Origin of the sequence: Streptomyces sp. RKAG290, assembly GCF_023701695.1 — a bacterium.
Classification (GTDB): domain Bacteria; phylum Actinomycetota; class Actinomycetes; order Streptomycetales; family Streptomycetaceae; genus Streptomyces.
This window is the reverse complement of sequence record NZ_JAJOZC010000001.1, coordinates 2016962-2030415: the sequence shown is the minus strand read 5'-3', so window position 1 is coordinate 2030415 and position 13454 is coordinate 2016962. Positions and strand designations below refer to the sequence as shown.

9 protein-coding genes and 3 pseudogenes are annotated in these 13454 nt (G+C 71.7%); 8 read left to right on the top strand and 4 right to left on the bottom strand.

The genetic code is table 11. The features are described from left to right. The first annotated feature begins 73 nt into the window (after window positions 1-73). On the top strand, window positions 74-2494 hold the full coding sequence (gene lon, locus LNW71_RS08445; protein WP_250967676.1) for an endopeptidase La: 2421 nt from the start codon (window positions 74-76) through the stop codon (window positions 2492-2494). 175 nt (window positions 2495-2669) lie between these two features. Here lon and LNW71_RS08440 read toward each other — a convergent pair. Further along, window positions 2670-3348 (bottom strand): annotated as a pseudogene (locus tag LNW71_RS08440) (polysaccharide deacetylase family protein). Window positions 3349-3652: 304 nt separating this feature from the next. Continuing rightward, complete coding sequence (locus tag LNW71_RS08435) at window positions 3653-4507, bottom strand: lysozyme (RefSeq protein ID WP_250967675.1); 855 nt, start codon at window positions 4505-4507, stop codon at window positions 3653-3655. Window positions 4508-4796: 289 nt separating this feature from the next. Here LNW71_RS08435 and LNW71_RS08430 point away from each other — a divergent pair, with 289 nt between their 5' ends. Next, a complete protein-coding gene (locus tag LNW71_RS08430) occupies window positions 4797-5228 on the top strand; it encodes a MarR family transcriptional regulator (RefSeq protein WP_250967674.1) in 432 nt (143 codons plus the stop codon). 38 nt (window positions 5229-5266) lie between these two features. On the opposite strand, the gene LNW71_RS08425 is transcribed toward LNW71_RS08430, so the two are convergent. Further along, window positions 5267-6052 (bottom strand): protein phosphatase 2C domain-containing protein, encoded by a 786-nt coding sequence (locus LNW71_RS08425; RefSeq protein ID WP_250967673.1) that lies wholly within the window; start codon window positions 6050-6052, stop codon window positions 5267-5269. A 451-nt stretch (window positions 6053-6503) separates the two neighbouring features. On the opposite strand from LNW71_RS08425, the gene LNW71_RS08420 reads away from it, so the two are divergent. The 6 genes and pseudogenes from LNW71_RS08420 to LNW71_RS08395 all read left to right on the top strand — a co-directional run bounded on the left by LNW71_RS08420 (window position 6504) and on the right by LNW71_RS08395 (window position 12177). After that, window positions 6504-8900, top strand: coding sequence for a nitrate- and nitrite sensing domain-containing protein (locus LNW71_RS08420; RefSeq protein WP_250967672.1), 2397 nt, complete (start codon window positions 6504-6506; stop codon window positions 8898-8900). Between the two features lie 156 nt (window positions 8901-9056). Continuing rightward, window positions 9057-9401, top strand: coding sequence for a hypothetical protein (locus LNW71_RS08415; RefSeq protein ID WP_250967671.1), 345 nt, complete (start codon window positions 9057-9059; stop codon window positions 9399-9401). Further along, window positions 9398-9876: pseudogene (locus LNW71_RS08410) on the top strand (roadblock/LC7 domain-containing protein). The gene LNW71_RS08415 and the pseudogene LNW71_RS08410 overlap by 4 nt, the downstream one beginning before the upstream one ends. Then, on the top strand, window positions 9873-10289 hold the full coding sequence (locus LNW71_RS08405) for a DUF742 domain-containing protein (RefSeq protein ID WP_250967670.1): 417 nt from the start codon (window positions 9873-9875) through the stop codon (window positions 10287-10289). Before LNW71_RS08410 ends, LNW71_RS08405 begins: the two are co-directional and overlap by 4 nt. Further along, window positions 10270-10919 (top strand): annotated as a pseudogene (locus LNW71_RS08400) (ATP/GTP-binding protein). Before LNW71_RS08405 ends, LNW71_RS08400 begins: the two are co-directional and overlap by 20 nt. A 22-nt stretch (window positions 10920-10941) precedes the next feature. Further along, complete coding sequence (locus tag LNW71_RS08395) at window positions 10942-12177, top strand: styrene monooxygenase/indole monooxygenase family protein (RefSeq protein ID WP_250967669.1); 1236 nt, start codon at window positions 10942-10944, stop codon at window positions 12175-12177. Between the two features lie 85 nt (window positions 12178-12262). Here LNW71_RS08395 and LNW71_RS08390 read toward each other — a convergent pair whose 3' ends face one another. Next, the gene (locus LNW71_RS08390; protein WP_250967668.1) at window positions 12263-13450 is read right to left on the bottom strand and encodes a C40 family peptidase; all 1188 of its coding nucleotides are present in this window, start codon (window positions 13448-13450) and stop codon (window positions 12263-12265) included. Window positions 13451-13454 lie beyond the last annotated feature (4 nt).

Here is a 13454-nt window from a genome sequence, read left to right as displayed (position 1 = left end):
CACCCCGGGGAACATTGAGCGGCTCAGGAGCATTGAGTCTTCATAGCTCAACTTGAATGCCGAAGGGGAGATCATGGCTACTGAGTCCAACGCCGTCACACCGCTGACCCTGCCTGTGCTGCCGCTCGACGACGAGGTCGTGCTGCCCGGAATGGTGGTGCCTCTCGACCTGTCCGATGCCGAGGTCCGCGCCGCGGTGGAAGCCGCACAGGCCGCCGCCCGGGAAAGCGGTGCCAAGCCCGAGGTGCTGCTCGTCCCGCGGATCGACGGGACCTACACCGGGATCGGTGTCATCGGCACCGTCGAGCAGGTCGGCCGGCTCTCCGACGGCGACCCCGGCGCGCTCATCCGCGGCCGCGGCCGGGTGCGCGTGGGCGCCGGGACCAGCGGTCCGGGTGCCGCGCTCTGGGTCGAAGGGACCCGGGTCGAGCCGACCGTCCCCGATCCGCTGCCCGGAGCCGTCGCCGAGCTGGTCAAGGAGTACAAGGCCCTCGCCACCAGCTGGCTCAAGCAGCGCGGCGCCTGGCAGGTCGTGGACCGGGTGCAGCAGATCGAGGACGTCTCCGCGCTCGCCGACAACTCCGGCTACTCACCCTTCCTCACCACCGCCCAGAAGGTGCAGCTGCTGGAGACCACCGACGCGGTCGCCAGGCTGAAGCTCGCCGTCCAGTGGCTCGGTGAACACCTCGCCGAGCAGGACGTCGCCGAGTCCATCGCCAAGGACGTCCAGGAGGGCGTCGACAAGCAGCAGCGCGAGTTCCTGCTGCGGCGCCAGCTCGACGCCGTGCGCAAGGAGCTCTCCGAGCTCAACGGCGACCCGGAGGACGAGTCCGACGACTACCGGGCGAGGGTCGAGGCCGCCGACCTCCCCGAGCACGTCCGCGAGGCCGCGCTCAAGGAGGTCGACAAGCTGGAACGGTCCTCCGACCAGAGCCCCGAGGGTTCCTGGATCAGGACCTGGCTCGACACCGTCCTCGAACTGCCGTGGACCGAGCGGACCGAGGACGCCTACGACATCCGCGGCGCCCAGGAGATCCTCGACGCCGAGCACGCCGGCCTGCAGGACGTGAAGGAACGCATCACCGAGTACCTCGCGGTGCGCAAGCGGCGCGCCGACCGCGGCCTGGGCGTCGTGGGCGGGCGGCGCGGCGGTGCGGTGCTGGCCCTGGTGGGCCCGCCCGGCGTGGGCAAGACCTCGCTCGGGGAGTCCGTGGCGCACGCCATGGGCCGCAAGTTCGTCCGCGTCGCGCTCGGCGGTGTCCGGGACGAGGCGGAGATCCGGGGCCACCGGCGTACCTACGTCGGCGCGCTTCCCGGGCGCATCGTCCGCGCCATCAAGGAGGCCGGCTCGATGAACCCGGTCGTCCTGCTCGACGAGATCGACAAGGTCGGCTCCGACTTCCGGGGCGACCCGGCGGCGGCCCTCCTCGAAGTGCTGGACCCCGCGCAGAACCACACCTTCCGCGACCACTACCTGGAGGTCGAACTCGACCTCAGCGACGTCGTCTTCCTGGCCACCGCCAATGTCCTGGACGCCATCCCGGAGGCCCTGCTCGACCGGATGGAGCTGGTCAGGCTCGACGGCTACACCGAGGACGAGAAGGTCGTCATCGCCCGCGACCACCTGCTCCCGCGCCAGCTGGAGCGGGCCGGCCTGGAGAAGGACGAGGTGACCCTCGACGAGTCCGCGCTGCGGAAGCTGGCCGGGGAGTACACCCGGGAGGCCGGCGTGAGGAACCTGGAGCGGTCCGTGGCCCGGCTGCTGCGCAAGGTCGCGGCCCAGCACGAACTGGGCGACCGCGAGCTGCCGTTCACCGTGACCGACGAGGACCTGCGCGGTCTCATCGGGCGGCCGCACCACGTCCCCGAGTCCGCACAGGACCCGGCCGAGCGCCGCACCGCGGTGCCGGGCGTGGCCACCGGGCTCGCGGTGACCGGCGCCGGTGGTGACGTGCTCTTCGTGGAGGCGTCGCTCGCCGACCCGGAGACCGGGGCGTCCGGGCTGACCCTCACCGGCCAGCTGGGCGACGTCATGAAGGAGTCCGCGCAGATCGCGCTGAGCTTCCTGCGGTCGCACGGCGCGGAGCTGGAGCTGCCGGTCGCGGACCTGAAGGACCGTGGCGCGCACATCCACTTCCCGGCGGGCGCGGTGCCCAAGGACGGTCCGAGTGCGGGTATCACGATGACCACCGCGCTGGCCTCGCTGCTCTCCGGACGGCTGGTCCGTACGGATGTGGCGATGACGGGTGAGGTCTCACTGACCGGACGCGTGCTGCCGATCGGCGGCCTGAAGCAGAAGCTGCTCGCCGCGCACCGCGCGGGGATCACCACCGTGGTGATCCCGAAGCGGAACGAGGCCGACCTGGACGACGTCCCCGCCGAGGTGCTGGACACGCTGGAGGTCCACCCGGTGACGGACGTGCGCCAGGTCCTGGAGATCGCCCTCGCCCCGGCCTCGGCCCCGGCGGAGCGGAGGATCCCGGCCGCGGCGTAGGCGTCACGTCGTGACGGGCGCGGCACTACGGACACGGCCGGTACGGACGGCCCGCCTTCCCGGCGACGGGGCGGCGGGCCGTTTCGGTGCGGGCGGGCGACCGGTCATGGGGTGAGAGGCCGGGGCGGCCGGCGGCCGATCGGCAGTGCCGGGCCGTGACGCGGCCGCGCACGGATCAGGGGCGGTAGATGGTGCCCGGGACCGGCTCCGCGGGGCCATCAGCTGAGGCACCGTCACGAAGGTGTAGCCGCGCTTCTTCAGCTCGTGGATGATGCCCGGCACCGCGGGCACCGAGCCCTTGTAGATGTCGTGCAGCAGGATGATGCCGTCCTTGCTCGCCTGGTCGAGTATCCGCTTCCTGATCAGCGCGGAGTCGGTCGTCGAGTAGTCCTTGGCCGTCGCGCTCCACAGGATCTGGGAGAGCCCCAGGTCCTTGCTGATCCTGGAGACGGTGTCGTCGGTGCGGCCCTGCGGCGGGCGCATCAGTCGCGGCTTCTTGCCGGTGACCGCCTCGATCGCGTCCTGCGTCTTCTCCAGCTCGGCCCGTATCTCGGCCGGCTTCCGGTCCGTCAGGACCTTGTGCGACCAGGTGTGGTTGGCCACCTCGTGCCCCTCGGCCGCGATGCGGCGGACGGTGTCGGGGTGCTTCTTCACGTGGTTCCTGCCCAGCAGGAAGAAGGTCGCGTGGACCTTCTCCTTCTTCAGGATGTCCAGCAGGTGGGGGTGTCGTCGGCCGGGCCCGCGTCGAAGGTCAGGGCTATGCACTTCGCCTTGCGGCAGTCCACCGGGCCGAACGACCCCTTGGAGTCGGAGCCCGCGTCGGCGCGTGCGGAGCCGGGGGCCGTGGTCTCCATCGAGCAGCCGCTCAGCGTCAGCGTGAGCGCCGTCACAAGGGAGAGGGCCAACCCGGCACCGATCGACTTCCTCTTACTGCGCAAGACGGGTCACTCCCTCGTGAACTGAACGGCGCACAGTGTGTGCGGCCTGGGAGGACTATACACACGACGTATACATGCGGTGTATAGCGAGGGGTGCGTATCCGCTGTGGAGAGTTGAACCCCTGGTCAGGGGCGTGGGACGAGGCAGAGCCCGGCGACTGGGTGCGTCACCGGGCTCTGCTGCGGGGAGGGTGCGCCGGGCGGTCGCCGGCGGGGGCGGTCAGCCGTTGGCCAGCGCCTGTACGCGGTCGAGGGCGCCGTTGAAGTGGCTGTGGTCGCCGACCGTGGGGCCGGTCGAGGTGTACTGCCACATCGTGTAGACGCCCCAGCCGGCCGGAAGCGCGCCCACCGTGGTGTTGTAACGGGCCACCCAGAGCGGGTTGGTGGCGCCGAAGCCGGCGTTGCCGCCCGTGCAGGTCTGCCACCAGCTCGTCGCGGTGTAGATGACCGCGTCGCGCCCGGTGCGCGCCTTGTAGGTGTTCACGAAGTCGCGGATCCAGGCGACCATCGCGGCAGGGGTCTTGCCGTAGCACTGGTCCCCGTAGGGGTTCCACTCGATGTCGAGCGCGCCCGGCAGCGTCCGGCCGTCCCTGGACCAGCCGCCGCCGTGGTCGACGAAGTAGTTGGCCTGGACGGCGCCGCTCGTCGTGTCCGGGGTGGCGAAGTGGTACGAACCGCGGATCATCCCGACGTTGTACGAGCCGTTGTACTGCTGGGTGAAGTCCTCGTTCGTGTAGTAAGTGCCCTCGGAGGCCTTGACGTAGGCCCACTTGACGCCGCTGCTCCAGAGCGCCGCCCAGTTCACGGCGTCCTGGTGTCCACTGACGTCCACGCCCTCCGTCTGGACGGCGCGGTTGTCGGTCGGCAGTCCGCCCCGGCCGTCGTGGGCGACGACGCCCATTCCCATGGTGGCCGAGCCCCGGGCCGGTTTGGTGGGGTCCCCGGTGGCGGCTTTGCCCGTGGCGCCGGCGGTGCCGGGCAGGGCGATGAGGAGGGAGAGTGCTGCGAGCAGAGTGCCTGCTGCCGCGAAACGCGAGCGGCGGGCCGAGCGGGAGCCGGATCTGTGCACGGGCATTGCGTGCCTCCGAGGCTTCGGTGGGGGGACCTGCTGAACCAGGAGGCGCCGGGCGCACCCCTGGCGGCACGCCATGGTGTGGACATGCCATGCAGGACGCTACGCACGTAGACCCGCACGGCGGAAGAGGGCCTCGGCGGTGCCGTTGGTCTACTCCTACGAAATACTGGCGGAGCTGCGGCGATGGGCGGCGGTGAAAGAAACTTTCAGCGGCAGGAAAGCTCATGAGGGGTGTTGACGTGCACGGGAGCGAAAGCGGGAGTGAACCCGGCGCAGCCGGGGGAGTGGTGTGGACCACGAATTCCTCGCTCTGGAGCTGGAGTTGGCGGTTTTCCTGCGCCGCGCCCGGGCGAACTCCGGCGAAATGGCGCGCGAGGTGCATCCCGAGCTGGAGGCGGCCGCGTACGGACTCTTCGTGCGCCTGGAGTCGGCCGGCCGGCAGCGGGCCACCGACCTGGCGTCGTACTTCGGGGTCGGCAAGGCCACCATGAGCCGTCAGCTGCGGGCCCTGGAGAGCCTCGGGCTGGTGGCGCGCGAGCCCGATCCGGCCGACGGGCGCGCCTTCCTCGTCCGGCTCACCGACGAGGGGCTCGAACGCTTCCGGCACGTCCGCGATGCGCGCCGGGACCGGTATGTGCGCAAGCTCGCCGACTGGGACCGCGCCGAGGTGGCGGAACTGGCCCGGCTGCTCCATCACTTGAACGCCCGCGCGGAGGACTGACACCGGGGGCGGGGGCTGCCCAGCCCCCGCCCGAGGTGTCACAGCTGCGCGTAGACCGCCGTCGCGTCGTCGTGCGTCTTGCTGCGACGCAGCCGCGTACGGTCCGTGTCCGCGTCCTCCAGGGCGCGGACCCGGTCGATCAGCCCCTGCGGCCCCTCCTTGTGGAGCACCCCGAAGCAGGCGGCCCAGTCGCCCTCGCCGAACATCTCCGTCCAGCGGCTCGCGCCGTCCGTCATCGCGGCCAGGGCGCGCACCTCGGCGCGGGGCGTACGCCCGGTGACCGCGCGCTCCGCCACGGCCGGATCGGCGGCGGCGGTGAAGAAGCCGCCCTCCTTGTTCCGGACCTGGGCGTCGGCGATCGCGTCGGAGGCGAGCGAGCCGGGCGGCAGCCGGTCGAGCCGGTCGTCCAGCAGGGCGCGGACGGCTCCGCCGGGCGACTCGAGGAGCAGCACCGAGTCGGAGAGCACCAGGTGTTCGACCTCGGCCGCGTCCCAACGCACCACGACGACGGTTGCCTGTGGGGTACGTACGTGAGAAAGGTCACACAGGGAACGGTGCGTGTCGGCGGTGCGCCGGATGGACTCCGCGAGGATCTCCTGCAGGGTCAGATCCCGCCGCGAACCGGACAGTTCGACCAGGGAGCCGCCGAGTCTCGCGGTGAACCACGGGACCGTGTGCACACAACCGTCGTCGCCCTGCGGCGGGGTGACCCCGTCGAGCAGCACCAGCCCCCCGCCCTGGCCGGAGGCGGGCAGGACGCTGGCGGCCCAGTCCTCGTTCGGTCGCTCGGGAGCGCCGGCCGAGGTGGCGAGTTCGATGCGCATACGGACAGTCTGCACGACGTCTTCACGCGCCCTGCACGGACCCGGGATTGGCCCGTACCGGCAGGTCAGGCGGGCGGCTGGAGCGGAAGGAATCACTCCGAGAAGTGTGCGGGCGGGCATCTTGCCAAAGCCTGCCCGGAAGTTCCAGCCGACCGCCCGGGTGTGCCTTCGGGGCCCCGAGGGGAGAGTTGTTCGTCAACTCTGGAGTGTTGTTCACTCGTTCGAGTGGCGGAGCGGTTGATGCGAGCCCCCCTCTCAAAAGCACTGGAATGGTCAGAAGCCGTACCAGGGGTCGGGGCGCTCGTTCAAGTGGCCGTGCGTCACCTCTGCTTCAAGGGCGGACGAGTCAAGATTGCGAGCACCGGTGCAGAAGAAGCGGCCTCGGAGCAAGGGCAGCAAGCACAACGATTCCGGGGTGGCGCCTTCGGCGTCGGCTGAGGGCGGGCGCCGCGTGCGCGTGCGCAGCCGGCTGGTCGCGGGCGTCGCGGTCGTCGGGATCACCGTCATAGCCGCAGGAGCCCCTGCTGCCCTCGGTGCCTCGTCCGACCTGACCGAATCGCAGCGGCTGGTCACCCTCGCGGAGCTGAACCAGCAGGCCATCTCGCTCGCGCACTCCCTCGCCGACGAGCGCGACGAGGTGACCGCCTACATCGCCGCCGGCCGGACGGGCAAGCCCGGCGGGACGAGCAGCGCCGCCGGGAGCCGGAGCGCCCGTGTCGACCAGCAGGTGGACGAGATCCGGGACGCGGCCCCCGCCGTCCTGCGCCGCGACCTCTCCACCATCCCCTCGCTGCGGCGCGACGCCGTCAGCGGCAAGGGATCCGCGCTGGAGGCCCATCAGGCGTACTCCGAGGTCATCTCCAAGCTGCACGGCCTCGCCGACGACCTCGCGGAGAAGACCCCGCCGCGCGCCGCCGAGGCGACCCGCACCCCGCTCGCGCTCGGCCAGGCCACCGAGCACGCCTCCGCCACCCGCGGGCTGCTGCTCGCCGCGCTCGCCGTGCCCCGCAAGGAGCCGGTGACCCCGCAGACCGACCCGTTCACCGGCCTGCCCGTCCAGACCCAGGACGAGGGCGACACCAAGGACGACCGCACCCGTGACGAGCTGAGCGCCGCCGCCCAGCAGGCCCGCGTCGGCGAACTCGCCGCGCTCGCCGACTTCGACCAGGCGGCCGGCGCCACTGCCCGCGACAAGCTCGCCACCACCGTCACCGGCCCCGAGGTCAACAACGCGGAGAAGTACCTCGGCGAGCTCACCGACCGCCCCGAACTCTCCGACACCGACCTGAAGGTCAGCAACAAGAAGGTCCAGGCGGCGCTCTCCGCCCGGATCGACCGGATGAGGGGCGTGGAGTCCGCGCTCGGCACCGCCCAGGTCCACCGGCTCGAAGAGCTGCGGGACGACGACGTCACGGCCCTCGAACTGCGGATCGCGCTGCTCGGCGGCGCTCTGCTGATCGCCGTCGGCGTCTCCACCGCCGTGGCCCGCACCCTCACCCAGCCGCTCGCCGTGCTCCGGATCGGTGCCGCGCGCCTCGCGGCGGAACCCGCCACGGCCGAACCGGTCCGCTACACCGGCCGCAACGACGAGTTCGCGCAGGTCGTACGGTCCCTCAACGCCCTGCACGGCAAGCTGCACGGGCTGCTCCACGAGTTCAACGGGCGGTTCGAGAACCTGGAGACCGAGCGCGCCGAGCTGATCTCCGGCCGCGAGGCCCTCACCCTCCAGCGGGCCGAACTCCAGGTCCGCACGGCCGACCTGACGGCCCAGCTGGAGAAGCTGAAGAACACCGTCCACCACACCTTCGTCAACCTCTCGCTGCGCAACCTCGGCCTCGTCGAGCGCCAGCTCGGGGTCATCGAGGCCCTGGAGGAGCGCGAGCAGGACCCGGAGCGGCTCGCCACCCTCTTCAAGCTCGACCACATGGCCACGGTCATGCGCCGCCACAGCGAGAACATGCTGGTGCTCGCGGGCGCCGAGCACGGGCACGGACACCCGGGGCCGATCCCGCTGGTCGACGTCCTGCGCGCCGCGGTCAGCGAGATCGAGCGGTACGAGCGGGTCACCATCCAGTCGCTGCCGCCGCACGCCGCGATCGCCGGATTCGCCGCGGACGACCTCAGCCACCTCGTCGCCGAACTCCTGGAGAACGCCACCTCCTTCTCCCCGCCCGACTCCCATGTCCAGCTCTCCGGCTGGCTGCTGGAGACCGGCGAGGTGATGCTCTCCGTGCAGGACGAGGGCATCGGCATGTCGTCCGTGCGGATGGGCGAGCTCAACACCCGGCTGGGCAACCCGTCACTCTTCGAGGCCGGCGAGCAGAACGCCGACGGGGCCGGCCTCGGCCTTCAGGTGACCTCGCTGCTGGCCGCGCGCCACGGCGTACGGGTCCAGCTGCGCGAGCAGAAGGGCAGCGGGGTCACCTCGGTGGTCGTGCTGCCCAAGGCGCTGCTCCCGAAGGCGCCCCCGGCCGCCACCCCGCCGCCGGTCACCGCGCCGGGCGACGCCCCTACGCTGAACCTGCCGGGTTCGGTCGCCGAGGCCAACTCCAACGCCCTGCCGCGCCGCACGCTCGCGCTGCCCGGCGACCCGCTGATCGCGGCGGCCGAGCAGACGATCGCCGAGTCCGGCCCGGCAGCCGTCACCGCGCCGGCCGCCGCGGACCCGGCCGCCGCCACCCCGGCACCCGCGGCCGACCGTGTCCACGTCGCCCCGACCACGCACCCCCGCCGCGCCGGAGCCGGAGGCCTCCCAGCCGCCGCAGCCGCAGCAGGTCCCGCAGCCCGCGGAGACCGAGGCCGAGACCACGATGCAGGTCAGGCTCCCCCGGGTGCCCGAGTTCGATGACGTACCCGAGTTCACCCACGCCCCGCCTTCGGGGACGGCCCCGAGCCCACGCTCGCGTCCGGCCCGTACGCCATCGGACCCGACCGCCACGAACGCACCGCCGACGAGGGCCCGCAGCCGCACGAGGTCCCGACGCCCGCGCCCGTCACGACCTCCGTGGCCGACGCGGTACCCGGCCCGCGCCACCCGGAGCCGGAAGAGATCACGGACAAGGGGCTGCCCAAGCGCACCCCGAAGGTCGTGAAGCCCGCCGGGGCCCCCGCGGCCGAGCGCAAGGGCAGCGTGGACAAGGACGCCCTGCGCCGCCGGCTCGGCGGCTTCCACCAGGGCGCGAAGGACGGCCGCAGGGACGTCGAGGCGGAGATCGCCGAGTCCGCCGCCACGCCGGAGCCCCCCGCCACGGCCGGACGCGCCGCACGCACAGGCCACACTGAGGCGGCCGACCGTACCGACGGTCGAACCGATGAGACGGGGGACACAGTCGAGGAGGCACGCAGTTGACTGCGCCCAGCACGTTCGGGCTGAGTACCGAGGCCCGTAACCTTCACTGGTTGCTGAGCAATCTGGTGGAGGAGGTGCCAGGGGTCCACTCGGTCACCGTCGTCTCGTCCGACGGCCTGATGCTGCTCTCCTCCGACCCCGGCCACCAGTCCGCCCCGGTGGCGGGCCGGCAGGAAGGCCCCGGGGCTCCAGCGCCGACCTCGCGACCATCGTCTCCGGCATCGGCAGCCTCACCATCGGCGCCGCGAAGCTGATGGAAGGCGGCGGCGTCAAGCAGACCATGGTCGCCATGGAGGAGGGCAGCGTCTTCGTCATGTCGATCAGTGACGGCTCGCTGCTCGGGGTGCACGCCACACCCGACTGCGACATGAGCGTCATCGCCTACCACATGGCGCTCTTCGTCGGCCGTGCCGGACACGTACTCACCCCCGAACTCCGCAGTGAGCTGCGCAAATCGATGGAGAGCGCCCAGTGACCCCCGCTGCTGCTGAACCCACCCGAAGGCTCCCGGTCCGCGGCGCCGACAAACGCCCCGCACGGGTCCGCCCGTACTCGCTCACCGGTGGTCGCACCCGGTTCGGTCACGTCCTGCTCGTCGAGACGTTCGTGGCCGCGCTCGAAGCCCCCGACGAACGCCGCGAACTCACCAACGGCAACCTGGCCTCGCGCGTCATGCCGGAGCTCCAGGCCATCGTCGAGATCTGCCGCCGGATGCGCACCGTCGCGGAGATCTCCGCGCTGCTGAAGATGCCGCTCGGCGTGGTCCGGGTGCTGCTCAGCGACTTGGCCGACCAGGGAAAGATCCGCGTGTACGGAACCGGGCACGGCACCGGCCAGCCCGACCGCGCACTGCTCGAAAGGGTGCTCAATGGACTCCGCCGTCTCTGAGTCGCCGCTGTTCACTCCGCGCCGGCCGGGGCCGAGGCCCCAGGCCGAGGAATCGCTGCAGGCATGGCAGCTCGACCACACCAGGGCCCCGATCGCCACGAAGATAGTGGTCGCGGGCGGCTTCGGCGTGGGCAAGACGACCTTCGTGGGGTCGGTCTCCGAGATCACCCCGCTGAAGACCGAAGCGACGATGACCCAGGCCAGCGAGGACACCGACGACCTCAGCGCGACGCCCGACAAGGTCACCACGACCGTCGCCATGGACTTCGGCCGCCTCACGCTCGACGACGACCTCGTGCTGTACGTCTTCGGCACACCGGGGCAGCAGCGCTTCTGGTTCATGTGGGACGACCTGGTGCGCGGCGCGATCGGCGCGGTCGTGCTGGCCGACACCCGGCGGCTCGCCGACTGCTTCCCCGCTCTCGACTACTTCGAGAGCTGCGGACTGCCGTACATCGTGGCCGTCAACCACTTCGAGGGCACGCCCGGGTTCGAGGCGGAGGACGTCCGGGAGGCCCTGACCGTCCCCCGCACGTGCCTGTTGTGATCATGGACGCGCGTAACAGGATCACCGTCGTCGAGTCGCTGCTGGCCCTGGTGGGCCACGCCCTCGACGCCACCCCGGCATAGCTACACACAACGGAGAACCGCGATGCGGAAGATACTGATAGTCGGAGCCGGCCAGTCCGGGCTCCAGCTCGCCCTCGGACTGCAGTCCCGAGGGTACGAAGTCACCCTGATGTCCAACCGCACCGCCGACGAGATCCGCTCCGGCCGGGTCATGTCGACGCAGTGCATGTTCCACACCGCGCTCCAGCACGAGCGGGACTACCAGCTCAACTTCTGGGAGTCCCAGGCCCCGCGGATCGAGGGCCTCGGCGTCTCGGTCGCCGCGCCCGACTCCTCACGCGCCATCGACTGGGTCGGCAAGCTGGACGGCTTCGCCCAGTCCGTGGACCAGCGGGTGAAGATGGCCGGCTGGATGGAGACCTTCGCCCAGCGCGGCGGACAGCTCGTCATCCACGGTGCGGCCGTCTCGGACCTGGACTACTTCTCCCGCACCTACGACCTGGTGATGGTCTCCGCGGGCAAGGGCGAACTGGTCTCCATGTTCGGCCGGGACGCGTCCCGCTCGCCGTTCGACGCCCCGCAGCGTGCGCTGGCCGTCTCGTACGTCCACGGCATGGGCCCGCGGCCCGAGCACCCCGAGTTCGACGCGGTCCGCTGCAACCTGGTGCCGGGCGTCGGCGAGCTCTTCGTGATGCCGACCCTGACCACGTCGGGCCGCGCCGACATCCTGTTCTGGGAGGGCATCCCGGGCGGCCCGCTCGACGCCTTCCAGGGCATCAAGGACCCCTCGGAGCACCTCGCCAAGACGCTGGAGCTCATGGAGAAGTTCACGCCGTGGGAGTACGCACGCGCCACCAAGGTCGAACTGACCGACGCCAACGGCACCCTGGCGGGCCGTTACGCCCCGACCGTCCGCAAGCCGGTCGGCCGGCTGCCCGGCGGTGGCCTGGTGCTCGGCGTGGCGGACGTGGTCGTCGCCAACGACCCGATCACCGGGCAGGGCTCCAACTCGGCCTCCAAGTGTGCCAACGCCTACCTGGACTCGATCATCGAGCGCGGCGACGGCGAGTTCGACGAGCAGTGGATGCAGTCCACGTTCGACCGCTACTGGGACACCGCCCAGCACGTCACGAAGTGGACGAACGCGATGCTCGGCGTTCCGCCGGAGCACGTGCTGAACCTGATCGGCGCCGCCGGCCAGCTCCAGCCGGTCGCCGACCGCTTCGCCAACGGGTTCAACGACCCGGCGGACTTCGAGAACTTCTTCTTCGAGCCGGACAAGACGAACGCGTACCTGGCTTCGGTGTCCGGGGCCTGATCCACCGCCTGAACGAACCGGCCGGGCCGGGGCACGTCGCTGTCACCGACGCTGCCCGGCCCGGCCGACTCGCGTACGGCAGCTGTCACGCGTCGGGGGACGAGGACTCGCCGTACCCCTCGTCGGAGCCGTCGGACGCGTCCTGGGGGAGCTCCGGCGCCTGGTACGTGCTCAGCGGCGCACTCTCCGGGTCGGGCCGGACAGCGCCCAGCAGGGGGTTCGACGCCAACGGCGAGACCTTGACTTGGGACCCCGGCCGGGGCGCCTGCACCACCAGGCCGTTGCCGATGTACAGGGCGACGTGGGTCGCCTTCGGGAAGTAGATCACCAGGTCGCCCGGGCGCAGCGCGCTCACCGCCACCTTCCGCAGCTGTCGCCACTGCTCCTGCGAGGTACGCGGAATGGTCCGGCCGGCGCTCGCCCAGGCCTGCGAGGTGAGTCCGGAGCAGTCGAACGAGCCGGGGCCCTCGGCGCCCCACACGTACGGCTTGCCGATCTGCCCGATCGCGTACCGGACGGCCTCGCCGCCCTCCTCGGACGGCGGCCTGGCCGAGGACAGGGCTCCCGAGGCGACCAGGGCGCCCTGGGCCTTCTCCGTGCCCTTCCGCTCAAGGCTGGACACATCGGCGAGCTGGTCCACGGAGAGCGCGGCGAGCATCGCCTCGACGTCCTTGAGGCGCTTGTGGACCGCGTCGCGTTCCTTCTTCTGCCGCGCGGCCAGCACCTGCTGCCTGTCCAGCACCTTGCGGGACTCCCTCGCCAGCTCGTCGGCGCGCTTCTCGGCGCCGCTGAACCGCTTCACGGTCGCCACCCGCCCGGCGGCCAGCCGCTGGATGACCTGCCCCTGGTCCAGGGCCTGCGCCGGGTCGCGGCCCAGCAGGAGCTGCAGGTACGAGGAGAAGTCGGAACGGCCCTGGTACTGCTCGCGGGCCAGCCGCCCGGCGTCGTCACGGCTGCGGGCCAGCGAGAGCCGGGCGGTGACGAGCGCGGCGTCCAGCCTCTTCGCCTCCGCCGTCCGCTTCTTGAGCTCGGCCGCCGTCCCGTTGTACGTCTCGGTCGCCTCCTCGGCCTGCTGGTACAGCTTCTGCAGCCGGCCCAGCAGCGAGGCGACACCGGTGCCTGCGGCCTCCGGGGCCGCGGCGCCCTCGGCGTCCGTGCCGGAGCCGGGGCCCGAGGGAGCGGGCGAGGGGGCGGCCACGGCGGCGGCCGGCGAGGTCACCACGACGGCGGCCAGCGTCGCCGTCGCGAGGGAGCGCAGGACTCTGCCCGGCACGACA